The 24,280-nt window shown below is 60.6% G+C and carries 17 protein-coding genes and 2 riboswitches; of the genes, 5 read left to right on the top strand and 12 right to left on the bottom strand.

Translation table 11 applies throughout. The features are described 5' to 3' along the window. Window positions 1-60: 60 nt before the first annotated feature. Complete coding sequence (locus PHF15_RS02715) at window positions 61-1,377, bottom strand: DUF1015 domain-containing protein (protein WP_300118772.1); 1,317 nt, start codon at window positions 1,375-1,377, stop codon at window positions 61-63. A gap of 170 nt (window positions 1,378-1,547) precedes the next feature. Next, a riboswitch (glycine riboswitch) is annotated at window positions 1,548-1,653 on the top strand. A 21-nt stretch (window positions 1,654-1,674) separates the two neighbouring features. Then, window positions 1,675-1,809: riboswitch (glycine riboswitch) on the top strand. A gap of 64 nt (window positions 1,810-1,873) precedes the next feature. On the opposite strand from PHF15_RS02715, the gene gcvT reads away from it, so the two are divergent. From gcvT to PHF15_RS02695, 4 genes are read left to right on the top strand one after another with little or no spacing between them, the layout of a single operon-like run. Beyond that, a complete protein-coding gene (gcvT, locus tag PHF15_RS02710; RefSeq protein WP_300118770.1) occupies window positions 1,874-3,031 on the top strand; it encodes a glycine cleavage system aminomethyltransferase GcvT in 1,158 nt (385 codons plus the stop codon). A 52-nt stretch (window positions 3,032-3,083) separates the two neighbouring features. Continuing rightward, on the top strand, window positions 3,084-3,458 hold the full coding sequence (gene gcvH, locus PHF15_RS02705) for a glycine cleavage system protein GcvH (protein ID WP_300118768.1): 375 nt from the start codon (window positions 3,084-3,086) through the stop codon (window positions 3,456-3,458). A gap of 14 nt (window positions 3,459-3,472) precedes the next feature. Then, window positions 3,473-6,346 carry an aminomethyl-transferring glycine dehydrogenase gene (gene gcvP, locus PHF15_RS02700; RefSeq protein WP_300118766.1) on the top strand — a complete coding sequence of 958 codons (2,874 nt, stop codon included), beginning with the start codon at window positions 3,473-3,475 and terminating at the stop codon, window positions 6,344-6,346. Continuing rightward, entirely contained in the window at window positions 6,322-7,707 is a 1,386-nt protein-coding gene (locus PHF15_RS02695) for a condensation domain-containing protein (RefSeq protein WP_300118765.1), read from the top strand. Before gcvP ends, PHF15_RS02695 begins: the two co-directional genes overlap by 25 nt. On the opposite strand, the gene PHF15_RS02690 is transcribed toward PHF15_RS02695, so the two are convergent. The 7 genes from PHF15_RS02690 to oxc form a co-directional block, all read right to left on the bottom strand. Beyond that, on the bottom strand, window positions 7,669-8,352 hold the full coding sequence (locus PHF15_RS02690) for a TerC family protein (RefSeq protein WP_300118764.1): 684 nt from the start codon (window positions 8,350-8,352) through the stop codon (window positions 7,669-7,671). The genes PHF15_RS02695 and PHF15_RS02690 overlap by 39 nt on opposite strands. A gap of 81 nt (window positions 8,353-8,433) precedes the next feature. Then, entirely contained in the window at window positions 8,434-11,259 is a 2,826-nt protein-coding gene (gene fdhF, locus PHF15_RS02685) for a formate dehydrogenase subunit alpha (RefSeq protein ID WP_300118763.1), read from the bottom strand. A gap of 37 nt (window positions 11,260-11,296) precedes the next feature. Next, a complete protein-coding gene (locus PHF15_RS02680) occupies window positions 11,297-12,994 on the bottom strand; it encodes an NADH-ubiquinone oxidoreductase-F iron-sulfur binding region domain-containing protein (RefSeq protein ID WP_300118762.1) in 1,698 nt (565 codons plus the stop codon). Between the two features lie 86 nt (window positions 12,995-13,080). Beyond that, on the bottom strand, window positions 13,081-14,340 hold the full coding sequence (gene frc / locus PHF15_RS02675; RefSeq protein WP_300118760.1) for a formyl-CoA transferase: 1,260 nt from the start codon (window positions 14,338-14,340) through the stop codon (window positions 13,081-13,083). 281 nt (window positions 14,341-14,621) lie between these two features. After that, window positions 14,622-15,869 (bottom strand): formyl-CoA transferase, encoded by a 1,248-nt coding sequence (gene frc / locus PHF15_RS02670; RefSeq protein ID WP_300118761.1) that lies wholly within the window; start codon window positions 15,867-15,869, stop codon window positions 14,622-14,624. Between the two features lie 192 nt (window positions 15,870-16,061). Further along, window positions 16,062-17,321, bottom strand: coding sequence for a formyl-CoA transferase (frc, locus tag PHF15_RS02665; protein WP_300118760.1), 1,260 nt, complete (start codon window positions 17,319-17,321; stop codon window positions 16,062-16,064). Window positions 17,322-17,403: 82 nt separating this feature from the next. Beyond that, window positions 17,404-19,125: an oxalyl-CoA decarboxylase gene (oxc, locus tag PHF15_RS02660; RefSeq protein WP_300118759.1), complete on the bottom strand. Its 1,722-nt coding sequence runs from the start codon at window positions 19,123-19,125 to the stop codon at window positions 17,404-17,406. A 252-nt stretch (window positions 19,126-19,377) separates the two neighbouring features. On the opposite strand from oxc, the gene PHF15_RS02655 reads away from it, so the two are divergent. Next, complete coding sequence (locus PHF15_RS02655) at window positions 19,378-19,986, top strand: Crp/Fnr family transcriptional regulator (RefSeq protein ID WP_300119082.1); 609 nt, start codon at window positions 19,378-19,380, stop codon at window positions 19,984-19,986. Between the two features lie 42 nt (window positions 19,987-20,028). Here PHF15_RS02655 and PHF15_RS02650 read toward each other — a convergent pair whose 3' ends face one another. The 4 genes from PHF15_RS02650 to PHF15_RS02635 form a co-directional block, all read right to left on the bottom strand. Continuing rightward, window positions 20,029-20,862: a cytidylate kinase family protein gene (locus tag PHF15_RS02650; RefSeq protein ID WP_300118757.1), complete on the bottom strand. Its 834-nt coding sequence runs from the start codon at window positions 20,860-20,862 to the stop codon at window positions 20,029-20,031. A 16-nt stretch (window positions 20,863-20,878) separates the two neighbouring features. Beyond that, window positions 20,879-22,408: a tripartite tricarboxylate transporter permease gene (locus PHF15_RS02645; protein WP_300118755.1), complete on the bottom strand. Its 1,530-nt coding sequence runs from the start codon at window positions 22,406-22,408 to the stop codon at window positions 20,879-20,881. 70 nt (window positions 22,409-22,478) lie between these two features. Beyond that, window positions 22,479-23,000, bottom strand: coding sequence for a tripartite tricarboxylate transporter TctB family protein (locus PHF15_RS02640; protein ID WP_300118754.1), 522 nt, complete (start codon window positions 22,998-23,000; stop codon window positions 22,479-22,481). Window positions 23,001-23,109: 109 nt separating this feature from the next. Beyond that, entirely contained in the window at window positions 23,110-24,138 is a 1,029-nt protein-coding gene (locus tag PHF15_RS02635) for a tripartite tricarboxylate transporter substrate-binding protein (RefSeq protein ID WP_300118753.1), read from the bottom strand. Window positions 24,139-24,280: the final 142 nt, after the last annotated feature.

The raw sequence follows: 24,280 nt of genomic DNA, 5'->3' as shown, positions 1-24,280 counted from the left end.
AAGTTGCCTGCCAAGCCGACATCGGCTTGGCAACTGTATTGCGTCTTGCCGTTCACGGGCTCAGCTGATCTTTCTGGCTTCCATGTAATAGCGTTTCTCGCGTGCCTGGCCCAAAGAGAAGGTCTTGTGCGGCAAGGCGCCCTCCAGAATGACGGTCTTGAATAGCTCTGACTTGTGCATGCCGGCAAAATAAAAACCGGCATTGCCGCTTTGCCAAGCCAGGCGCTCCAACACGTCGGCACCATGCACATAATCAATCGCCTGGGCACCACCCCCTTTAAGAAACTGGTCCAGAAAAGTTTGCAGTGTGCCCACCGGCAGGTTGGACGTGGGCGGATCAATCTCGATGACCCCGAATGCCTGCCCGCCACCGATAAAACCAACGGCCTGTCTGGGCCCCTGTGAGGCATCGACGCGCTGGCGCATAAGTTCGGCTGAAGCCACTTCGGTGTAACTGAGGTTCGAACCAAAGGCTGTTTTGAGCTCAGTCAGCATATCGTTCCTGCAGCCAAGCAGCAGCCGGTGGATGGCCTCAAACTCCAGCGCCTGGTCATGCACGTTGTCGATTTCAGCCAGCGCAAAACGGCTCGGATGATCCAGGCCGAAGCGCGCCTTGTTTTTCTCCCAGATCGCCTTGGCCGTGGCCAGCGAATGGTTGCCGTCGCCCATGGCAAACAGCAGCACTGGCTGCTCGGGGCCAACGCCATAACGGGCGGCAAAGCGCTCTGGCTGTGCCAGCGCCCGCAGCGCATCCACCACGCGCTGCTGCGCCGCATCTGTGACAGCATACCCGGCCAGATGGCCGCCGCCCTGCATCAGCTCAAAGTCATAGAGCGGCGCGAATCCGGCCTTGGCTGCGGTGAGTGGTTGGATCACGGTGTGATCCTGGTCGTCGATCAGCACCAGGATATGCGGCAGCTCCAGCGCCGCCTGTTCCCGGATTTTGATGCGCGGCGGCAGGCGGTCAACAATGGTGCCCTCGGTGGCGCGAATCAGGCTGGCCGAACCCGAGCGGTAGTCGTAGCACTCCAGGTCCAGGCACAGCATCAGGCCGTGCCGGGTTTTGCCGGCCACGCTGCGTTCGACGTAAACCATGCCGTCGTGGGGCAGCAGCACGCCATCGCGCAGGTAATCTGTCATGGTCTGACCAATGGCCGTCATGCGCTCGGGCGCGCCTGGTTTGTCCAGATACACCTCGGGAAAGATCAGCTTGAGCGTCGAGGGCGCCGCGCCCACCTGTTCCTCAACCTGTTGCCAGTATTGCGGCTCGGCCGTGAATTGGTCACAGGCAATCACCGCCCACTTTTTCAGGTCGATACTTTTTTTCGGCAGATACACCGTTGGAATCTGGATGCCAATGTCATTGATCATTTTCATGGTTGAACTTTCGCCATGCAAAGCGAATGTAGTTTTCAAAGGTGTCGATTGTTGACCAATATGGGGCGTCTGCATTTGGCGGGCATTCGCGGCGGGGGCGCCGCTCCTACCAATGCCGCACTGTTGGAGCAAGGCCGCGCCGCGAAGTCCGTCATGAACCCCATGTAGAATTTGCCCCGTCAGGAGAGAGCTTGTCCTCAGAGGCAGGCCGCCGAAGGCGCAGAGTGGCTGATTGCAGCCGCTTGAACGCTCAGGCAAAAGGACTGACAACCGTCATCGAGCCCTGAAACTTGTTGACGATTCCCCACTGGAGAGAGGTCATCGCTGGCACCTGTGCCAATCATGATCCACCGAAGGAGCAACCCAAAGCCCGTGCGCCCTGCGCGACTGGCGGCGGCGAATCTCTCAGGTAAAGCGGACAGCGGGGGCAGCCCATGGCATTGACGCACGGTCAGGCCATGGATTTTGATTTGCCCCCTGCTCTTTTGGAGTCCTGATGTCCGCCACCCCTGACGACCTGCTCAAAGTTCCCCTCAACGATTTACACATTGCCCTGGGTGCCCGCATGGTGCCTTTTGCCGGCTACAGCATGCCGGTGCAATACCCCGAAGGCCTGATGGCCGAGCACAAACACACGCGTACTGCCGCCGGTTTGTTCGATGTGTCGCACATGGGCCAGTTGCGCCTGGTCGGGTCGGATGCTGCAGCAGCATTCGAGAGCCTGATTCCGGTCGATGTGATCGACCTGGCCGTGGGCAAACAGCGCTATGGCCTGCTGCTCAATGATGCCGGCGGCATCATCGACGACCTGATGTTCGTCAACCGCGACCATGCCAACGGTGGCGACATCTTTGTCATCGTCAACGGCGCCTGCAAGGTGGGCGACATCGCGCATATTCAGGCCAAAATTGGCAGCCGTTGCCATGTCATTCCCATGCCGGAGCGCGCTCTGCTGGCGCTGCAAGGCCCGCAAGCCGTGACCGCCCTGTCGCGTCTGGCGCCGGGCGTGGAAAAGCTGGTATTCATGACCGGCGGCAGCTTCACGGTGGACACCGGAGAGCAAAAAATCGACGTGTTCCTGACCCGCAGCGGTTACACCGGTGAAGACGGTTTTGAGATCTCGGTCCACGCCTCGGAGGCGATGGCGCTGGCCAGGGCGCTGCTGGCGCAACCCGAAGTCAAGCCGATTGGCCTGGGTGCGCGCAACTCCTTGCGGCTGGAGGCCGGACTACCCCTCTACGGCAACGACATCGACAGCAGCACCACGCCGGTGGAGGCGGGTCTGCAATGGGCGATGCAAAAGGTACGCCGCGCAGGCGGCGCGCGCGCGGGCGGTTTCCCGGGTGCGGACAAAATTCTGGCCCAACTTGCTGGAGAACCGGGTTCGGTCACGCGCAAGCGTGTCGGCCTGAAAGCGCTGGAACGCATTCCCGTGCGTGAGCATATTGAGCTGCAAGACCTGAACGGTGAACCTATCGGCGAGGTCACCAGCGGCCTGCTCGGCCCAACCATCGACCAGCCCATCGCCATGGGTTATGTGCCGCCGGCCCTGGCCACCCTGGGCAACCGGGTCAACGCCATCGTGCGTGGCAAGCCGGTCAAAATGGAAGTGGTGGCGATGCCCTTTGTGCCGACCAACTATTTCCGCGGTTAACGTTCTTTTTACTTTTCCTCACTTTTTCTTTTCAATTTTTCAGAGAATCACCATGACGATCAAATACACACCAGACCACGAATGGATCAAGATTGACGGCGACATCGGCACCGTTGGCATCACCCACCACGCGCAAGACGCCTTGGGCGATGTGGTGTTTGTCGATCTGCCCGAAGTGGGCAAAACTTACGCAGCCAAAGATCCTGCCGCCGTCGTTGAATCGGTCAAGGCCGCCGCCGACGTGTACATGCCCGCCAATGGAGAAGTCACCCAGGTCAACGAGGCCCTGCGCGACGACCCGTCGCTGGCCAACTCCGACCCGCTGAACGCGGGCTGGTTCTTCAAGTTCAAGCTGGCCAACCCGGCCGACCTGGACGCCTTCATGGACGAAACCAGCTACACCGCTTTCGCCGCTGACGCGCACTGAGCAGGCCGCCCATCATGACCCCCATTGCACTTTCGCCTTTGGGCGAACTTGAAAACGCGTCTGAATTTATTGCGCGCCACATCGGCATTGATGCGGCTGACGAAGCGGTGATGCTGAAAACCGTGGCGGCGGCGTCGCGCGCGGCGCTCATCGATGAAATCGTCCCGGCCAGCATTGCCCGCAGCCAACCCATGGCCATTCCCGCGCCCGTCACCGAGGCTGCGGCGTTGGCCGAGCTCAAAGCCATGGCGGGCAAAAACAAGGTTTTCAAAAACTACATCGGCCAGGGCTATTACGGCACCCACACGCCCGGCGTGATCCTGCGCAACATCCTGGAAAACCCCGCCTGGTACACCGCCTACACGCCCTACCAAGCCGAGATCAGCCAGGGCCGCATGGAGGCGCTGGTCAACTTCCAGACCATGGTGATGGACCTGACCGGCATGCCCATGGCCAATGCCTCGATGCTCGACGAAGCCACCGCGGCGGCCGAGGCCATGACCATGGCGATGCGCGCCAGCAAGTCCAAATCGACCACCTTCCTGGTGGACGCTGAGGTGCTGCCACAAACCCTGGCTGTGATCCAGACCCGCGCCGCGCCGCTGGGCATCAGCGTCAAGGTGTGCCAAAACAGCGAGGAATTGACCCAAGACAGCTTTGCCGCGCTGCTGCAATACCCCGGCACCAGCGGCGTGGTGCGCGATGACCGCGCCCTGATTGCTGCTGTCAAGGCCCGCGGTGGCCTCGTGATCATGGCCACCGACCTGCTGGCGCTCACGCTGCTGACCTCGCCCGGCGAACTCGGCGCCGACATTGCCGTGGGCAGCACGCAGCGATTCGGTATGCCGATGGGCAACGGCGGCCCGCACGCCGCCTACGTGGCCTGCCGCGACGAGCACAAGCGCACCATGCCCGGCCGTCTGGTGGGTGTCAGTGTGGATACACACGGCAACCCGGCTTACCGGTTGGCGCTGCAAACGCGCGAACAGCACATTCGCCGCGAAAAAGCCACCTCCAACATCTGCACCGCGCAGGTGCTGCCGGCGGTGATTGCCAGCATGTACGCTGTTTACCACGGCCCGGCCGGCCTCAAACGCATCGCGCAACGCGTGGCCACATTTACCGCCGTGCTGGCCGCCGGCCTGAAGACGCTGGGTTTCACGGTAACCAATGCCAGTGCCTTTGACACGATCACTGTGAACACGGGCGATGCCACCGCGTCGATCGTTGCCAAGGCGCTCGCCGCCGGGGCCAACCTGCGCCTGGCATCAAGCAGTTCACTCGGTCTGTCGCTCGACGAGACCACCACCCGCGCCGACGTGGAACAACTCTGGGGCTTCTTTGCCAAGCCCGGCCAGACGCTGCCCCAGGTGACTGACTTCGAACAGAACACGGCCAGCCTGCTCCCCGCCGCCCTGATGCGCACCAGCAGCTACCTGACGCACCCGGTGTTCAACACCCACCACAGTGAGACCGGCATGATGCGCTACATCCGCCGCCTGTCTGACTTCGACCTGGCGCTGGACCGCACCATGATCCCGCTGGGCAGTTGCACCATGAAGCTCAACGCCACCAGCGAGATGATCCCGATCACCTGGCCCGAGTTTGCCAACATCCACCCCTACTGCCCCGAAGACCAGCGCGCGGGCTACGCCGAGCTCGACGAGCAGCTGCGCGCCTGGCTCTGCGAGGCCACCGGTTACGCCGGCATCAGCCTGCAACCCAACGCCGGCAGCCAGGGCGAATACGCCGGCATGATGGCCATCCGGGGTTACCATGCGGCGCGCGGCGAGGGCCACCGCAACATCTGCCTGATCCCATCCAGCGCGCACGGCACCAACCCTGCCAGCGCCACCATGGCGGGCATGAAGGTGGTGGTCACCGCCTGCGATGCCAATGGCAATGTTGACATGGCCGACCTCAAGGCCAAGTGCGAACAGCACAGCGCCAATCTGGCGGCAATCATGATCACCTACCCCAGCACCCACGGCGTGTTCGAGACCAGCGTCAAGGAACTGTGCGCCCTGGTGCACAGCCACGGCGGGCGCGTCTATGTGGACGGCGCCAACATGAACGCGCTGGTCGGTCTGGCCGCACCCGGTGAATTTGGCGGCGACGTGAGCCACTTGAACCTGCACAAGACCTTCTGCATCCCGCACGGCGGCGGCGGTCCGGGTGTGGGCCCGGTGTGTGTGGTGGCCGACCTGGTGCCCTATTTGCCAGGCGCTGGCGTCGGTGCCGTGTCAGCCGCACCCTTGGGCAATGCGGCCGTGCTGCCGATCAGCTGGATGTATTGCCGCATGATGGGCGCATCGGGCCTCAAGTCCGCCACCGAAGTTGCCATTTTGAGCGCCAACTACATCAGCGTGCGCCTGAAAGACCACTACCCCACGCTCTATACCAGCGTCTCTTCCGAGGGCAAACCCGGTCGTGTCGCGCACGAGTGCATTCTGGACCTGCGCCCCCTGAAGGAAAGCAGTGGCGGCGTTCACGGCGTGACCGCCGAGGACGTGACCAAGCGCCTGATGGACTATGGTTTCCATGCGCCCACGCTGAGCTTTCCGGTGCCGGGCACACTCATGGTCGAGCCCACCGAGAGCGAAACGCTGGACGAACTCGACCGCTTCATCGACGCCATGATCGCCATCCGCGCAGAGATTGCCAAGGTCGAGCAAGGCATCTGGCCGCAGGGCAACAACCCGCTGAGCCATGCACCGCACACGGCGGCGTCGCTCTTGGGTGAAGGCTGGGACCGGCCTTATTCGCGCGAACTCGCGGCGTTCCCGGTGCCGGGCCTTAAGTCTTCCAAATACTGGGTACCGGTGGGACGCATCGACAACGTTTATGGCGACCGCAATTTGTTTTGCAGCTGCGTGCCAGTAGCGTGACCGAGACCTTGCCGGCACCGCCGATCATTCGTCCGCTGGACCCGGGAGAAGCCTTTTTCTACATGTCGGACCTCGTGTCCTGCATGAACTTTGTCGTGTTTGCCGAACGCCGTGGCCATCTCGAGCCCGAGCGCATCCGCGCTGCGCTCGATCTGCTGCAACTGGAAAACTTGTTGCTGCGGGCCAGCGTCCACTGGAGCGAGGAAAACGGCCTGTGTTTCACCCACGCGCCTGGCGCGCAAATCGAATTGCGCTGCCACAGCGTGACCGCCGCCGATTGGCAAGGCTGCATCGAGCAGCAGCTGTCCGAACCCTTTGTGGCAGAGGCCGCCCCGCTGATGCGTTGCCTGTATCTGGAAATGCCCGAGCGCTCGGTGCTGGCGCTGAGTTTTCACCACGCGATTGCCGACGGCCGCGCTGGTACTGCGCTGCTGCGGCGAATGCTGTCCGTGATGGCAAGCCAGGACGATCCGGGCCCGCAGCCTGGTCCAAGCGCGCTGCCCGCCATGGCTGACGTTCACCCCGCGCGTTTTCGCTGGGCCGAGCAGCCGGAAGCAGCCAAACAGCTCAGAAGCACGCTGATCGCCGACTACCGCCGCCACGGCCCACTGCCGGCTATCCCCTGGCTTGCCGCTGAGGCCACCGGCAGAGTTCCCAAATTCGTTCGGCTGAACTTTGCCCCCGAGCTCACCCGGCGGCTGCTAACGGCAGCGCGTGCCCACGGCACCAGCGTGCACGGCGCCCTGTGCGCAGCGCAACTGCTGGCGCAACGCCAGTTGCAGGCAGGCGTTGACGCCAGCGTTTTCTTCCTGTCCTGCCCGGTGGATATGCGCCCGCATCTGGAGCCGGTGCCACCGGCATCGCCCACCGGCCTGTTCGTGTCGCTGATTTCCGCCACTTTTTCAGTTCGAACCGACACCGATTTCTGGCAACTGGCGCGCGACATCATCGGGCAGACCCGGTTGCAGATCGCCCGCGGCGAAGGCCATCTTTTGTTTCATCTGTTTGGGCTGGACGGGACGCCGGTGTTGCCTGAACGGCTGACATCGTTCCGGCAAAAAACACTGGCCTCGCTTCCCAACACCATGGTCAGCAATGTGGGCGCCATTGCCACGGTGACGGAAGACCCTGCGGTCGAAGCCATCTCGTTTGCGCTGTGTCCCATGCCCTACCAGACGCTGTTCACGGCAGCCAGCAGCTACCGGGACAGCTTGATTTTGAATGTGGCTTTTGACGCAGCCCGGCTAAGCGAAACCAACGCCAGCCTGCTCACGCAGGGGATCCAGGCTATTTTGGTGAACGCTGCCAATGCGGGGCTTGCGTCAAAATGTGACGTGCTCGGTATGGCGTTTTTGCATTAACCGCCCAATACCCAGCACCAATGTGGCACCGATCGCCGCAGCAGCGTAATGCAGCCAGGGGTTGGCGACCATCACCCCCTTCAACGCCACATCACTGACCACCGTTTCGCCCCCCACCCAGCCAATCAGGGCGGCACCCAGCGTCACGATGACGGGGTAGCGTTCCATCAGCTTGATCATCAGCGTGCTGCCGAAAATCACCAGCGGGATGCTGATGGCCAGGCCCAGGATCAACAGGGTCATGCTGCCCTTGGCCGCCGCTGCCACCGCAATCACGTTGTCCAGGCTCATGATCAGGTCGGCAATCAAAATGGTGCGCACCGCCGCCATCAAGGTGCCGGTCTGCTTCACCCCGCCATCGCCTTCTTCATCGCCGCTGAGCAATTGAACGCCGATCCACAGCAGCATCAGGCCCCCGATGATTTGCAGGAATGACAGCTCCAGCAGCATGGCCGCCACCACGGTCAGCGCAATGCGCATCACCACCGCTGCGCCAGAGCCCAGCAAAACCGCCTTTTGTTGCTGGCTGGGCGGCAGCGAACGGGCTGCCAGTGCGATCACCACGGCGTTGTCGCCCGACAAAATGATATTGATCCAGATGATCTTGAGCAGACCAATCCAGAAGTCGATGTTTTGCAATTCCATTCAAATTCTCCTAAATAATGATGATCAAACGACGCCCATCACAGCCGGATGGGCTCGTTGCTTGCCGCTGGTTTAAGCATGTCAGTGGGTCGCCAACAACAGTGCCTGGCCACCGCCATAGCTGCTCTGCACCGGGGCTTCACCGCCCAGGGTGGCACGAATGGCGCAGTATTTGAATTCGGGTATCTTGCCGAACGGGTCCAGCGCGGCGTTGGTCAACTTGTTGATCGCCGCCTCGTAGTAGCAAAACGGCACAAACACCGCGCCGCGCGGCGAGCTCTCGTCGGCCCGGGCGTACAGCGATACCGTGCCGCGGCGGGATGCCAAGGTGACTACATCGCCGGGTTTGCCACCCAGCGCGGCCAGGTCGAGCGGGTGCATCAAAACCACCGGATCTGGCTCGATGGCATCGAGCACCGTGGCGCGCCGCGTCATGCTGCCGGTGTGCCAGTGTTCCAGTTGGCGTCCGGTGATCAGCACCATGGGGTATTCGGCGTCGGGACGCTCGTTGGCCGGAATGATGTCGGCCGGGACAAAGCGGGCGCGGCCGGATTCCCTCGGGAAGCTGTCAACGAACACCACCGGCTCGCCCGGGTCGCCTTCGGCCACACACGGGTAGGTGACCGCATGCTCACGCTCCAGCCGGTCCCAGGTGATGCCGCCAATGCTGGGCATGGTGTGGCGCATTTCGTCGAACACTTGGGAAACATCGGCGTACTGCCAGTCCAGACCGAGACGGGCCGCCATTTGCTCGATGATCCACAAGTCCTGCCTGGCGTTGCCGGGTGGCGTGATCGCCTGACGCCCCATTTGCACCAGGCGGTCGGTGTTGGTAAAGCTGCCGGTTTTTTCCGGAAAGGCGCTGGCCGGCAAAATGACATCGGCCAGGTAGGCCGTCTCGGTCAGGAAGATGTCCTGCACCACCAGATGGTCCAGCGCTGCCAGCGCCTCGTGCGCATGGTGCACGTCCGGGTCCGACATGGCCGGGTTTTCGCCCATGATGTACATGCCGCGCACCTCGCCCCGCTTGATGGCGTGCATGACCTCGATCACGGTCAGGCCGGGCTTGTTGTCCAGGCTGCCTGCGGGCAGCTTCCAGCTGGATTCGAAGCGGGCCTGCACCTGCGGATCGGACACCGACTGGTAGTCGGGGTACATCATGGGAATCAGGCCGGCATCAGACGCGCCCTGCACATTGTTTTGGCCGCGCAGGGGGTGCAGGCCGGTGCCGGAGCGGCCGATCTGGCCAGTCATCAGGGCCAACGCAATCAGGCAGCGGGCATTGTCCGTGCCATGGATGTGCTGCGAAACGCCCATACCCCACAGGATCATGGAGGCTTTGGAGGTGGCATAGAGTCGCGCCACGTATTTGATGGTGTCGGCATCGATGCCGCAAATCGGCGCCATGACCTCGGGGCTGTAACCCTCGACATTTTTGCGCAGCTCCTCAAAACCGATGGTGCGGCTGGCGATGAAGTCCTGATTGACCAGGCCCTCGTGCACGATGACGTGCATCATCGCATTGAGCAGGGCCACGTCGGTGTCGGGCTTGAACTGCAGGAAACGGTGCGCCAGGCGCGCCATGTCGGAGCGGCGCGGGTCGCAGACCACCAGTTTGGTGCCGTTCTTGACCGCATTTTTGATCCAGGTCGCGCCCACCGGGTGGTTCACGGTGGGGTTGGCACCAATGACGATGACCACCTCGGCCTGGGTCACGTCCATCACCGGGTTCGAAACGCCGCCCGAACCGATGCCTTCGAGCAAGGCAGCCACCGACGAGGCATGGCACAGACGGGTGCAATGGTCCACATTGTTGCTGCCGAAGCCGGTGCGCACCAGCTTCTGAAACAGGTAGGCTTCTTCGTTGCTGCCCTTGGCCGAGCCAAAGCCTGCCAGTGATTTTTTGCCGTACTGGTCACGGATCTGCTTTAGTTTGCCACCCGCCAGCGCCAGCGCTTCTTCCCATGTGGCCTCGCGAAACACGTCCATGACCCGCGCCGGGTCCATGGTGAAGTCGCCGCGCTTGGGCGCATCGGCGCGCCGGATCAGGGGCTGGGTCAAGCGCTGCGGGTGGTGCGCATAGTCAAAACCATAACGCCCCTTGACGCACAGCCGGCCGTGGTTGGCCGGTCCGTCGCGCCCTTCGACAAAAAGAATCTTGTTGTCCTTGACGTTGTAGGTCAATTGGCAACCCACGCCGCAATACGGGCAGACCGAGGCCACCTGTTTGTCAGGCACTGCCAGCGCAGCCTCGCGCGCCGGCATCAGCGCACCCGTGGGACACGCCTGCACGCACTCGCCGCAGGCGACACAGGTGGAAGACCCCATGGGGTCGTCCATGTCGAACACGATTTTGGCCTGGTTGCCGCGAAACGCCAGTCCGATGACGTCGTTGACCTGCTCGTCGCGGCAGGCACGCAGGCAACGGGTGCACTGGATGCAGGCATCCAGGTTGATGGCAATAGCCGGATGCGACAGGTCTTGCCTGACCTGCTGGCGCGCCTTGAAACGCGGCTTGCCAACCCCTATCTTGCCAGCCCAGTGATCAACCTCGTTGTGGCGCGTGTAGGCCTTCTCGGGCATGTCCGAAAGCAGCAGTTCAAGCACCAGTTTTTGTGAAGCCAGCGCGCGCGCGCTGTCCGTCACCACCTTCATGCCCGGCGCCGGGTTGCGGCAGCACGAAGGCGCCAGCACCCGTTCACCATTGATTTCGACCATGCAGGAGCGGCAGTTGCCGACCGCCTCCAGACCTTCCTTGTAGCAAAGGTGGGGGATTTCAATGCCCTCGCGCTCGGCGACCTGCAGCAGGGACTCGCTGGCCTGCCCCGTCACCTCGCGCCCGTTGAGACTGAAGGTGACAAGCGGCGCATCGAGTTGCGCCAATTCACGCCTGGTAATCGCATTCATGGTGATTCTCTTTAGACTTCTGGGGCTGCTGTCAAGATCAGCTCAGCTCGTGTGGAAAATACTTGACAACACTGTCCATGGGGTTGGGCGCAGCCTGCCCCAAACCGCAAATGGAAGCATCGCGCATCACGTTCGACAGTTCTGCAATCAGGGCCAGGTCCCATTTGGGTTGGTCGATCAAATCGGCCGCCTTGGCTGTGCCGACACGGCAAGGCGTGCATTGGCCGCACGACTCATGCTTGAAAAACCGCATCAGGTTGCGTGCCGCGCCAACGGCGCTGTCTTGGTCTGACAGCACCACCACGGCGGCCGAGCCGATAAAGCAGCCGTAAGGTTGAAGGGTGTCGAAATCGAGCGGAATCTGGTTCATCGACGCGGGCAGGATGCCGCCCGAGGCGCCGCCAGGCAGGTAACCGTAAAAGGTGTGCCCCTCCTGCATGCCACTGCAGTATTCGTCGATCAGTTGCTGGATCGTGATACCGGCTGGGGCCAGCTTGACCCCCGGATTCTTGACGCGCCCTGAAACCGAGAATGAACGCAAACCCTTGCGGCCGTTGCGCCCATGCGCGCTGAACCAGGCGCTGCCCTTTTCCAGGATGTCGCGCACCCAGTAAAGGGTTTCAAAGTTGTGCTCCAGGGTGGGCCGCCCGAACAGACCCACTTGCGCCACGTAGGGCGGGCGCAGGCGCGGCATGCCGCGTTTGCCTTCGATCGATTCGATCATGGCCGACTCTTCGCCGCAGATGTAAGCGCCCGCGCCGCGGCGCAGCTCGATCTGCGGCATGTCCGCCATGGGCGGGGCCGAACGCAGCTTGTCCAGCTCGGACTCCAGCAGGGCGCGGCAGCCATGATATTCGTCGCGCAGGTAAATGTAGATTTTGGCAATGCCCACGGCCCAGGCGGCAATCAGCATGCCTTCCAGAAAGCGGTGTGGATCGCGTTCCAGGTAAAAACGGTCCTTGAACGTGCCCGGCTCGCCCTCGTCGATGTTCACCGCCATCAGCCGCGGGCTGGCTTCAGCGCGGACGATACGCCATTTGCGTCCCGACGGAAAACCGGCGCCACCCAATCCCCGCAGACCGGAATCTTCCATGGTTTTGATGACTGATTCGACATCGCGTGCACCGCTGACGCATTCCCTGAGCAGTGCATAGCCGCCACCGGCCTGGTAGCTGGCGGCATCGATAAAGCCCTCGGGAACGTCCGTGACGGCAGCCTCGGCCACCGCGGTCGCCACCGACTCGCAGGTGGCCTGCGGCACCGGGTTCTGCCCGACCACCGCCGCCGGTGCCTGCTCGCAGCGCCCGATGCAGGGGGCGGCAATGACACGCACTTCCCGGCCCAGCAGCGCCGGCAGCCTGACCAGCAATTCGCGCGCGCCCGCCATTTCGCAGGACAAGCCGTCACAGACGCGCACCGTGAGCGCGGCAGGCGCGGCCTCGCCCTCCTTGACCACATCGAAATGGTGGTAGAAAGTGGCCACCTCATAGACCTCTGTTTGCGCCATGCGCATCTCTTGCGCCAAGGCGGCCAGGTGCGGCGCCGACAAATGGCCGAAGCGATCCTGCAGCTTGTGCAAATGCTCTATCAGCAAATCGGCTTGTCGCGACGCATCACCCAGCAAGGATTGCACCTCGGCCAAAGCAACAGGATCGACGCGACGCCCTTTGGGGGCTTGCCGTTTGCGTTCTTTTGAAACCTGCTGTACAGCGATGGGGATAATTTTCGGGTTCATTGTTTTCTTGCCGCAGCGATGCAGCGGCGTCATTCGTGTTACCTGTTGCCAGCCTGATAAAAACCTGCGCAGCCAAAAGGTGTTCTTTACACGGCCTTGGCGGCGTGCAGGGCCGCAATTTGTTCGGCGCTGTAGCCGAGCTCGGCCAGCACGCCATCGGTGTGCTCGCCCAGCAGGGGCGAGGCGGTGATCTCGGGCTTGAGGTCGGAGAACTTGATCGGGCTGCCCACGGTCCAGTAGCTGCCGCGCTCCTTGTGCGGCACTTCGACGATGGAGCCGCTGGCGCGCAATGACTTGTCGTGCAGCAGCTCTTTCATGGAGAACACCGGCGCGCACGGGATGTCGAACTTGCGCAGGATGTCAACGGCTTCGTATTTGGTCTTGTCCTTGAGCCAGTCTTCGATGGTGGCGAAGATGTCCATGATGTGGGGCTGGCGCGCCTTGGGCGTCATGTAGAGCGGGTCGGTCTTCCATTCGGGTTTGCCCAGGGCGTCGCAAATCGGTGACCAGGCCTGACCCTGGATGGTGAAGTAGATGTAGGCGTTGGGGTCGGTTTCCCAGCCTTTGCACTTGAGGATCCAGCCAGGCTGGCCGCCGCCGCCGGCGTTGCCGCCGCGCGGCACCACGTCGGAGAAGGTTTCGTGCGGGTACTGGGGGTATTCTTCCAGGTAGCCCACGGTGTCCAGGCGCAGTTGGTCGCGCATTTTGACGCGGCACAGATTGAGCACGGCGTCCTGCATGGCCACGGCCACTTTTTGGCCCTTGCCGGTTTGCTGGCGGCCGATGTAGGCGGTCAGGATGCCGATGGCCAGGTGCATGCCGGTGTTGGTGTCACCCAGCGCCGCTGCCGAGATCATCGGGCCCGATTGCTCGCCTTTCCACCAGCCGGTGGTGGAGGCCGCGCCGCCGGCACACTGGGCCACGTTTTCATAGACTTTGAGGTCTTCGTATTCGTGGCCATCGCTGAAGCCCTTGACCGAGGCCAGGATCATCTTGGGGTTGATTTCCTGGATGCGTTCCCAGGAGAAGCCCATGCGGTCGAGTGCGCCCGGGCCGAAGTTTTCCACCATGACGTCGGATTCCTTGATCATTTTCTCGAGCACCGCCTTGCCTTCTGCGGTCTTGGTGTCGAGCGTTAGCGAGCGCTTGTTGCTGTTGAGCATGGTGAAGTACAGCGCGTCCACGTTGGGGATGTCGCGCAGTTGCGAGCGCGTCACGTCGCCCGAGCCCGGGCGCTCCACCTTGATCACGTCGGCACCGAACCAGGCCAGCATCTGCGTGCAGGCCGGGCCCGCTTGCACGTGCGTGAAGTCGATGATCTTGATGCCGTTGAGGGGTTTGTTCATGTTTGTCTTTCCTTTTATCTATCCGACAAAAACGTCATTGAAGCGGGCCAAAAGAGGATGCTCTTTAGCGCTGTCGTGGATGATAAAAATGGATTCGAAATTCACCATTGACCATGGTCAATTTTTGGAACAATTGACACTATTACCCTGAGCCGGACGCGTCAAAATCAAACCGCGAGCGCCATGGTATGGATACACCACCCGGATGCCATTCGGGGTGCTTGCTGGGGGTGCAACCCGCGGTGTTGGCGCCGCGCCCTTGGGGCGAACGAACAACCTGGTCAGATCACCGACTCGGCACGCAATTGGGCCACCTGTTCGGCGCTGAAGCCAAGCTGGCCCAGCACCTCTTCGGTGTGCTCGCCCAACAGGGGCGCTCGGGTGACTTCGGTCGGACTGTCCGACATCTTGATCGGGTTACCCACCGACAGATATTTGCCACGCGTGGGGTGGTCGACCTCGACGATGGTGCCGGTGGCGCGCAGCGAAGCATCTTCGGCAATTTCCTTCATCGACAAAATCGGCCCGCACGGAATGTCGTGCTGGTTGAGAATCTCCATGGCCTCGAACTTGGTTTTGGTCATGGTCCATTGTTCGATGCGGGCAAAAATCGGTTTGAGGTGCAGCAGACGCGCAGACGGGGTGGCAAAAGCCTCGTCGGTGAGCCAGTCTTCCTGCCCGATCACCTTGCACACTTCGGGCCAGACGGCTCCCTGCGTGATGAAGTAAATGTAGGCGTTGGGGTCGGTCTCCCAGCCTTTGCACTTCAGGATCGAGCCGGGCTGGCCGCCACCCGACGAGTTGCCGGCGCGCGGCACCGCGTCGCCGAACTTGCCATCGGGATACTGCGGGTACTCGTGCAAGGTGTGGGTGCGCTCCAGGCGCTGCTGGTCGCGCAGCTTGACGCGACACAGGTTGAGCACGGCGTCCTGCATCGGCGCCAGCACCTTTTGCCCGCGTCCGGTGCTGTTGCGTTGGTACAGCGCCGCCACGATACCGAGCGCCAAGTGCAGGCCGGTGCCACTGTCGCCAATCTGGGCACCAGTGACCATCGGCGGGCCGTCGTCGAAACCGCTGGTGGAGGCAGACCCCCCCGCGCATTGCGCCACGTTCTCATAGACCTTGCAATCCTCATAAGGCCCCGGGCCAAAACCCTTCACCGAAGCCACGATCATGCGCGGGTTGATGCTCTGGATGTGCTCCCAGGTGATGCCCATGCGATCGAGCGCGCCCGGGGCAAAATTTTCCACCAGCACATCGCACTCCTTGATGAGCCGGTTGAGCACCTCCATTCCTTTGGGCTTTTTGGTGTTCAGCGTGATCGAGCGCTTGTTGTGGTTGAGCATGGTGAAGTACAGACTGTCCACGTTCGGAATGTCGCGCAACTGCCCGCGTGTGGCATCGCCTTCTCCGGCGCGCTCCACCTTGATGACGTCGGCGCCAAACCAGGCCAACAGTTGGGTGCAAGTGGGTCCTGACTGGACGTGCGTGAAGTCAAGAATGCGAACGCCGTCTAATGCTTTGCTCATAAATTTTTGATCGATTGGTGAATGGTGTCAGCCGGTAATTTTAATCACCCATGGCACCCTCAATCGCTATTTTTGAGCCAGGTGACGATCGGACGGCATCAGCCGTTTGCGCAATCCTGCAAACAACAACGGCGCCCAAGGTGAGCGCCGTTGTCAGGTGACCGGAAAACCAAAGTTTTCAGGTGACCATCTTTACACGGCCTTGGCGGCGTGCAGAGCCGCAATTTGTTCGGCGCTGTAGCCGAGCTCGGCCAGCACGCCATCGGTGTGCTCGCCCAGCAGGGGCGAGGCGGTGATCTCGGGCTTGAGGTCGGAGAACTTGATCGGGCTGCCCACGGTCCAGTAGCTGCCGCGCTCCTTGTGCGGCACTTCGACGATGGAGCCGCTGGCGCGCAATGACTTGTCGTGCAGCAGCTCTTTCATGGAGAACACCGGCGCGCACGGGATGTCGAACTTGCGCAGGATGTCAACGGCTTCGTATTTGGTCTTGTCCTTGAGCCAGTCTTCGATGGTGGCGAAGATGTCCATGATGTGGGGCTGGCGCGCCTTGGGCGTCATGTAGAGCGGGTCGGTCTTCCATTCGGGTTTGCCCAGGGCGTCGCAAATCGGTGACCAGGCCTGACCCTGGATGGTGAAGTAGATGTAGGCGTTGGGGTCGGTTTCCCAGCCTTTGCACTTGAGGATCCAGCCAGGCTGGCCGCCGCCGCCGGCGTTGCCGCCGCGCGGCACCACGTCGGAGAAGGTTTCGTGCGGGTACTGGGGGTATTCTTCCAGGTAGCCCACGGTGTCCAGGCGCAGTTGGTCGCGCATTTTGACGCGGCACAGATTGAGCACGGCGTCCTGCATGGCCACGGCCACTTTTTGGCCCTTGCCGGTTTGCTGGCGGCCGATGTAGGCGGTCAGGATGCCGATGGCCAGGTGCATGCCGGTGTTGGTGTCACCCAGCGCCGCTGCCGAGATCATCGGGCCCGATTGCTCGCCTTTCCACCAGCCGGTGGTGGAGGCCGCGCCGCCGGCACACTGGGCCACGTTTTCATAGACTTTGAGGTCTTCGTATTCGTGGCCATCGCTGAAGCCCTTGACCGAGGCCAGGATCATCTTGGGGTTGATTTCCTGGATGCGTTCCCAGGAGAAGCCCATGCGGTCGAGTGCGCCCGGGCCGAAGTTTTCCACCATGACGTCGGATTCCTTGATCATTTTCTCGAGCACCGCCTTGCCTTCTGCGGTCTTGGTGTCGAGCGTTAGCGAGCGCTTGTTGCTGTTGAGCATGGTGAAGTACAGCGCGTCCACGTTGGGGATGTCGCGCAGTTGCGAGCGCGTCACGTCGCCCGAGCCCGGGCGCTCCACCTTGATCACGTCGGCACCGAACCAGGCCAGCATCTGCGTGCAGGCCGGGCCCGCTTGCACGTGCGTGAAGTCGATGATCTTGATGCCGTTGAGGGGTTTGTTCATGTTTGTCTTTCCTTGTCTAGGGGTTAACGATTGGGGTGGGTCTGTTGGCTGATAGTTTGAAGAAAACTGCTATCGGTCTCAATCACTTCTTGAGCGCAGCGCTCTTGGGATTCAGGTTGGTGATGCGGCCGCTCTCGGTGCCCGCTGTTTCGTCGATGACGGCATTGATCAGGGTCGGCTTGCCGCTGGCAATAGCCGCATTCAGGGCCAGCGTCAGTTCCTGTGGCGTGGTCGCGTGCACACCGACACCGCCGAACGCCTCCATCATCTTGTCGTAGCGCGCGCCCTTGACGAACACCGTGGGGGCGACATCGGCACCGCCCGAGGCATTGACATCGGTGCCGCGGTAGATACCGTTGTTGTTGAACACGACCACGCAGACCGGCAGGTTGTAGCGGCAAATGGTCTCGACTTCCATACCGCTGAAACCGAAGGCGCTGTCGCCCTCGATCGCGATCACCGGCTTGCCGGTCACCACGGCAGCGGCGACGGCATAACCCATGCCGATCCCCATGATGCCCCAGGTGCCGACGTCAAGGCGCTTGCGCGGCTGGTACATGTCAACAATGCTGCGGGCAAAGTCCAGCGTGTTGGCGCCTTCGTTGACGACGATGGCATCCGGACGCGCCTTGATCACGTCGCGGATGGCGCCCAGGGCGCCGTGGAAGTTCATCGGTGACGGATTCAGCGTCAGGGTGGCTGCCATCTTGGCCAGGTTCTTGTCCTTGCGCTCGGTAATGGCACCGGTCCAGTCGGCAGGCGGCTTGGACCAGTTGGCCCCCATGCCCGCCAGCAGTGCCGAGACGCAGGAGCCGATATCGCCAATCAGCGGAGCAGCAATGGCGACGTTGCTGTCGATTTCGGTCGGCGCGATGTCGATCTGGATGAATTGACGGGTAGCGGCGTTCGGGCCGCCCCAGGTTTTGCCCTTGCCGTGCGACAGCAGCCAATTCAGGCGCGCCCCCACCAGCAGCACCACGTCGGCTTCAGCCAGCACATACGACCGGGCTGCCGAGGCGGACAGATCGTGATTGTCGGGAATCAGGCCCTTGGCCATGGACATGGGCAGATAAGGAATACCGGTGGTCTCGACCAATGCGCGAATGTCGGCATCCACCTGGGCGTAGGCGGCACCCTTGCCGAGCAGAATGAGCGGGCGCTTGGCACCTTTGAGCATGTCCAGCGCACGCTGCACAGCATCCGGCGCAGGGATCTGGCGCGGTGCCGGATCAACGACTTCGATCAAGGATTTCTTGCCTGCTTCAGCGTCCATGGTCTGACCGAACAACTTGGCCGGCAAGTCCAGATAGACACCGCCCGGGCGACCTGACACAGCCGACCGAATGGCGCGCGCAATGCCAACGCCGATGTCTTGGGCATGCAGCACGCGGAAGGCGGCCTTGCACAGTGGCTTGGCGATGGCGAGTTGGTCCATTTCCTCATAATCGCCCTGCTGCAAATCAACGATCTCGCGCTCGCTCGAACCGCTGATGAGGATCATCGGGAAGCAGTTGGTAGTGGCGTTGGCCAGCGCAGTCAAACCATTGAGAAAGCCGGGCGCAGAAACCGTCATGCAAATGCCTGGTTTCTGGGTCAGAAAACCGGCAGCGGCCGCCGCGTTTCCAGCGTGCTGTTCGTGACGGAACGAAATGACGCGAATACCTGCGGCTTGGGCCATGCGCGTAAAGTCGGTGATGGGAATGCCGGGTACCGTAAAAATGGTATCGATGCCATTGAGCTTCATGGCGTCGATGACAAGATGAAACCCGTCGGTCAGTTCGGGGGATTGCGCGTTGTTGGTCATGTTGGAATGTCTCTTCGTTTAACTTCGATGAAGGTTGATCAAATTGGCTGTCACTGGACTGGCCACCCCGGGAAATCCTGCAATTGCATCAAGCCTTGCACAGGTAAAGGAGCTGGCTGACGCATGTGCTCTGACGGATCGTTTGCACATGGCGGGCATGATAAAATCACAGGCTGAAAATCGCCATTGACCACGGTCAATTTTCGAAACAATAAGCTTGAATTCGGGGTTAACACCCCGCTCCTTACCCCAATGTCGCGCGTTCAAAATCATCCCGATAAAAACATCATTCGCGTCCAGCTCAAGCAAAATGTTTTGCTCACTGGACTGAGTGACGAAATGAGCGCGGAACTCGAGCCGCAACTGACGGTGCTTGATTGCCAAAAAGGCGACATGCTCCTGCACCAGGGCGTGCATGAAATGGAGCAGTACTTCATTCTTGACGGCATTCTGAAACGTGTGGTGACGAACAATGCCGCCAAGGAAATGATCCTGCGCTTTACGGCCGAGCGGGATATGGAAACCAGCTATGCCGCCTGGTGTCTGAAGACGCCGACGCCCTACAGCATCGTCTGCGTGACCAAGGCGCGCGTTGCCAAGCTGTCCATGTTGCAGTGGGTAGCATTCATGGAACGCCACGCCGGGGTTAAAAAATTATTCGAGTACGAGGTGATGCGGGAAATGAGTGAAATCATGGCCCACACCATCACCTTGCATTTGCTGGATGCACCGGGCCGGGTGCACCGCTTTTTGCGTAAACATCCCGATTTGTTTGACCGCATTCCCAAAAAGGAACTGGCCTCGTACCTGAATTTGTCAGCAGAAACGCTGAGCCGCCTCAAACAGCGTGGGAAAATCTGACCGGACTGCCCTGCAGGGCACCATCCGGTCAGTTCCACAGACTCAGGTCTTGGCGTAGGTAAAGCGCCTGAAGGTGGTCATCACGCGCAGCTTGTCCTCGACACCCGTCACGCCGAGCACCCGCGACGTGACTCTTTCAACCTCTGAGCGCTCGCCTTCATTCAGAACAATGCCAGTCAAGGTCACGATGCCCTTTTTGGCTTCAATCGTAATGTTGACATCTTTGGTGGGTTCTTCGAACTTCAAGGCGGCGCGCACCCGTGCCGACAGCGTCAAACCCGCCAAAATCTCATGCGACTCCTCGTTCAGCTTGAACTCAGGGCGACTGCACAGCAGTTTGATCTGATCGACACAGGCTGCTACAGAAAGTCGGTCCGTATTCAAAACGATGTCATAGAGCTGAGGGTCACCCCAGGTCACGCCAAATTGCTGCTGGATGCTGCTGGCATGCGCAGCATCACTGCGCAAAATCTCGGCTTCACATAGTTCACGATCGTCCGTATCCAGGTAGTGCATCAGCCATTCGACACGTTTGGGCAGGGAGCGCATGATCCGAACACTCAAAACGTGCGGGACAGGGCGCAGCAGGCAGGTCGAGCCCCAGCCACGCAAAATCACATTGCCCTCGTTGGCCAGTTCAAATACCTCTTCAGCGGTGTAGATGGCAACACGCTCCTTGTCGGTGGTGGCTCGCTCAATGAACCCCGCCTTGCCCTCGCGCAGACGGGAAATCAGACTGGTGGGAACGTGCATTTTGCCGGCCACGTTTTGCACCACTTCCTTGCGCATCACGGAAAGATTCAAGGCTCCGGCAAGCTCCAGGGCCACATCCTTGGCCAGCGAGCCCATTTCCTGGGTCATTGCAATCACTGTCATTTTGGTTTCTCCTGGATCAATCAACGGGGCGTTCAGCGGGGAACTCTTCCACCTTGCCAGGGCGGATGATCGCCAGTGCCTTGGAAATCAGTGGCCAGAACAGCATGGTCAAGGCCAGGGTCGTGATACCGCCGACCAGCGGATTGGACCACATGATCATGACGTCGCCTTGCGACACCAGCATGGCCTGACGGAACGAGTCTTCGGCTTTGTCGCCCAACACCAACGCCAGCACCAGCGGCGCCAGAGGGTAATCGAGTTTCTTGAACACATAGCCGATGATGCCAAAGCCCATCATGAACCAGATGTCCAGCATGGCGTTGTGCACCGTGTAGGCACCAATGGCACAGATCACGATGATGACCGGCGCGATGATGGAAAACGGAATGCGCAGAATCGACGCAAACAAGGGCACCGTGGTCAGCACCACGATCAGGCCGGCGATGTTACCAAGGTACATGCTGGCAATCAGACCCCAGACGAAGTCATGTTGCTCGACAAAAAGCAGCGGGCCTGGCTGCAGACCCCAGATCAGCAAGCCGCCCAACAGCACGGCTGCCGTGGGTGAGCCTGGAATACCCAGGGCCAGCATCGGCAGCAAGGCACTGGTGCCCGCAGCGTGAGCGGCGGTTTCGGGAGCCACCACGCCTTCGATGTGACCGGTACCGAATTTGGCACCGTTTTTGGACATCTTTTTGGCCAGGCCATAGCTCATGAACGAGGCTGGTGTCGCGCCGCCGGGGGTGATGCCCATCCAGATGCCCACCAAGGCGCTGCGGATCGAGGTCATCCAGTACTTGGGCAGTTGCTTCCATGTTTCAAAAACCACCTTGGCGTTGATCTTCGCGCTCTTGCCGGAAAAGTTCAATCCCTCTTCCATCGAGATCAGGATTTCACCGATACCGAACAAGCCAATCACGGCGATCAAAAAGTCAAAGCCGCGCATCAACTCGGGTTGACCGAACGTCAGACGCAATTGGCCGGTGACCGTGTCCATGCCGACCGTCGCCAGGGCAAAGCCGAGTGCCATCGACAGCAGGATTTTAAAGGGCGAGCCCTTGCCCATGCCGACAAAGCTGCAGAATGTGAGCAGGTACACGGCAAAAAACTCGGGGGAACCGAATTTGAGCGCAAACTTGGCGACCAGCGGCGCCATGAAAGTGATCATGACCACAGCGAGGAAAGCACCGACAAATGAAGAGGTGAAAGCAGCCGTTAGCGCCTCCCCGGCTTTCCCGTTTTGCGCCATCGGATAACCGTCGAAGGTCGTCGCTACCGACCACGGTTCACCCGGAATGTTGAACAGGATGGAGGTAATCGCCCCGCCAAACAAGGCACCCCAGTAGATGCACGACAGCATCACGATGGCCGAGGTGGGCGACATGGTGAACGTCAGGGGCAGCAAAATGGCCACACCATTGGCACCGCCAAGCCCTGGCAAAACGCCGATCAGCACACCCAGGATGATGCCGACGAACATCAAGCCGATGTTCATCGGGGTCAGCACGACCGCGAACCCCTGCATTAATGAGTTAATTTCTTCCATTTTCAATGTTCCAAGTGATTTTGTACGTTTTGCAGACCGGTGGCGAAACTGCGACCGGGAGGGTTTCGACTCAGTAACCCAGGAAGCTCAGCGGTTCCAGAGAGCCTTTGAACAAGGGCACCTTGAACCACACTTCAAACATAAAGAAAAACAGTGTATTGACCGCACAAGCTGCGATCACGCTTTTGATCCAGGAGTACTTGCCAAGAATGATCATGAACAAGGCGATGTAGATGGCCGATGACAGGTAAAGCCCCAGAAACTGGACCACCAAAACATAGAGACCAGCAGGAAGCAGGACCATCATGACCTGCTTTAACTGCTCCTGATCCACAAACACCTTGGTGTTCTTATTTTTCCCCAGCAAGGACTGGTACAACAAGCCGGCACTGGCAATGGACATGATGATGCCAATGTAAAACGGGAAGTAACCGGCACCGGGACCATCGGTGGTCCAGCCAGCCCCCAGTTTGCTACTCTCGTAGGTCACCACGATCCCAAGGACCAAAAGGCAGAAGGCAACCACGGCCTCCACCAGGTAGGTAGCGACGCCCCTTAGCACAGCTTCACCAGATGCTTCGTTATGTTCCATCAGGAATTCTCACTCGGTTTTCAAAGTTGATCGGATGCCCGGACGGGCCGGTTTGAACCGCAGCTGCGGTTCAAACCGGTCCATTGAGTCATTCCCGGAAAAAGTTGGCTTATTTCGCCAGGAAACCGGCTTCTGTCATGAGCGTGCGGTGCGTCTTTTCGGTCGCGTCCAGCCACTTGGTGAACTCGGCACCGGTCATGAATGACTGGTTGAAAGCGCCCTTCTCCATGTACTCTTTCCAGTCTGGTGTCTCGCGAATTTTCTTCAGCAAATCCACATAAAACGCGAGCTGGTCGGGGGTCACGCCTGCTGGCATGAAAATACCGCGCAGCATGGTGTAGTCGGTCGGAACACCGGCTTCCTTGCAGGTTGGAATGTCATTCCAGGACTGGGTCTCTGTGACCTTGGTTTTGTAGGGCATGCGATCGGTGTCGAACACGCACTGGGCGCGCAGCTTGCCGGCACGCCACTGGGCGACGGCTTCAATCGGATTGTTGACCGTCGAATCGACGTGACCACCCACCAGTTGCACCGCCACATCGCCACCGCCTTTGTAGGGCACGTAGATGAATTTGGTGCCTGTGGCTTTCTCAAGCGCGACGGTGATGATCTGGTCTTCCTGCTTGGAGCCCGTGCCCGCCATCTTCATTTTGCTGGGGCCGGCCGCTTTCACCGCGTCAAGATATTCCTTGGCAGATTTGTAAGGCGCATCAGCGTTGGTCCACAGGACAAACTGGTCCAGCGCCAGCATGGCCACAGGCGTCATGTCTTTCCAGTTGAAGGGAACACCGGTTGCCATCGGGGTGGTGAACAGGTTGGACAAGGTGATGATGATCTTGTGCGCATCGCCTTTGGCTTCCTTGACGGCCAGGAAACCCTCGGCACCGGCGCCACCGGACTTGTTCACCACGATCAAGGGTTCTTTCATCAGCTTGTGCTTGATGACGATGCCTTGCAGCAGGCGTGCCATTTGGTCAGCGCCACCGCCAGTACCCGCAGGCACCACGAATTCCACCGGCTTGCTCGGCTCCCAAGCGGCGAATGCCGGGGACATTGCTGTCATTGTGGCCAGCGCAACTGCACTGGCAACCGTCGCTGCGGATTTGCTGGATTTGAATCCTGATAAACGAAATTTCATGATGCTGTCTCCTGTGATTTATTTGCCATAAAAGCCTTGAATTCATGTGCTGAATTTGGCTGAAGTGGATAGTCTGACGATTTGGTATAAATTCTCTTGATTGCGGTCAAGTTTGCCAAAATATCCATCGAACCTAGGGTTT

The sequence above is a fragment of the Rhodoferax sp. genome (assembly GCF_028689295.1).
Lineage (GTDB): Bacteria > Pseudomonadota > Gammaproteobacteria > Burkholderiales > Burkholderiaceae_C > Rhodoferax.
This window is presented reverse-complemented; position numbering and strand designations above follow the sequence as displayed.

Bases quoted from the DNA above. Each gene is read 5' to 3' on its own strand.
- PHF15_RS02715 (WP_300118772.1), bottom strand. From the start codon at position 1,377: ATGAAAATGATCAATGACATTGGCATCCAGATTCCAACGGTGTATCTG.
- gcvT (WP_300118770.1), top strand. From the start codon at position 1,874: ATGTCCGCCACCCCTGACGACCTGCTCAAAGTTCCCCTCAACGATTTA.
- gcvH (WP_300118768.1), top strand. From the start codon at position 3,084: ATGACGATCAAATACACACCAGACCACGAATGGATCAAGATTGACGGC.
- gcvP (WP_300118766.1), top strand. From the start codon at position 3,473: ATGACCCCCATTGCACTTTCGCCTTTGGGCGAACTTGAAAACGCGTCT.
- PHF15_RS02690 (WP_300118764.1), bottom strand. From the start codon at position 8,352: ATGGAATTGCAAAACATCGACTTCTGGATTGGTCTGCTCAAGATCATC.
- fdhF (WP_300118763.1), bottom strand. From the start codon at position 11,259: ATGAATGCGATTACCAGGCGTGAATTGGCGCAACTCGATGCGCCGCTT.
- PHF15_RS02680 (WP_300118762.1), bottom strand. From the start codon at position 12,994: ATGAACCCGAAAATTATCCCCATCGCTGTACAGCAGGTTTCAAAAGAA.
- frc (WP_300118760.1), bottom strand. From the start codon at position 14,340: ATGAACAAACCCCTCAACGGCATCAAGATCATCGACTTCACGCACGTG.
- frc (WP_300118761.1), bottom strand. From the start codon at position 15,869: ATGAGCAAAGCATTAGACGGCGTTCGCATTCTTGACTTCACGCACGTC.
- frc (WP_300118760.1), bottom strand. From the start codon at position 17,321: ATGAACAAACCCCTCAACGGCATCAAGATCATCGACTTCACGCACGTG.
- oxc (WP_300118759.1), bottom strand. From the start codon at position 19,125: ATGACCAACAACGCGCAATCCCCCGAACTGACCGACGGGTTTCATCTT.
- PHF15_RS02655 (WP_300119082.1), top strand. From the start codon at position 19,378: ATGTCGCGCGTTCAAAATCATCCCGATAAAAACATCATTCGCGTCCAG.
- PHF15_RS02650 (WP_300118757.1), bottom strand. From the start codon at position 20,862: ATGACAGTGATTGCAATGACCCAGGAAATGGGCTCGCTGGCCAAGGAT.
- PHF15_RS02645 (WP_300118755.1), bottom strand. From the start codon at position 22,408: ATGGAAGAAATTAACTCATTAATGCAGGGGTTCGCGGTCGTGCTGACC.
- PHF15_RS02640 (WP_300118754.1), bottom strand. From the start codon at position 23,000: ATGGAACATAACGAAGCATCTGGTGAAGCTGTGCTAAGGGGCGTCGCT.
- PHF15_RS02635 (WP_300118753.1), bottom strand. From the start codon at position 24,138: ATGAAATTTCGTTTATCAGGATTCAAATCCAGCAAATCCGCAGCGACG.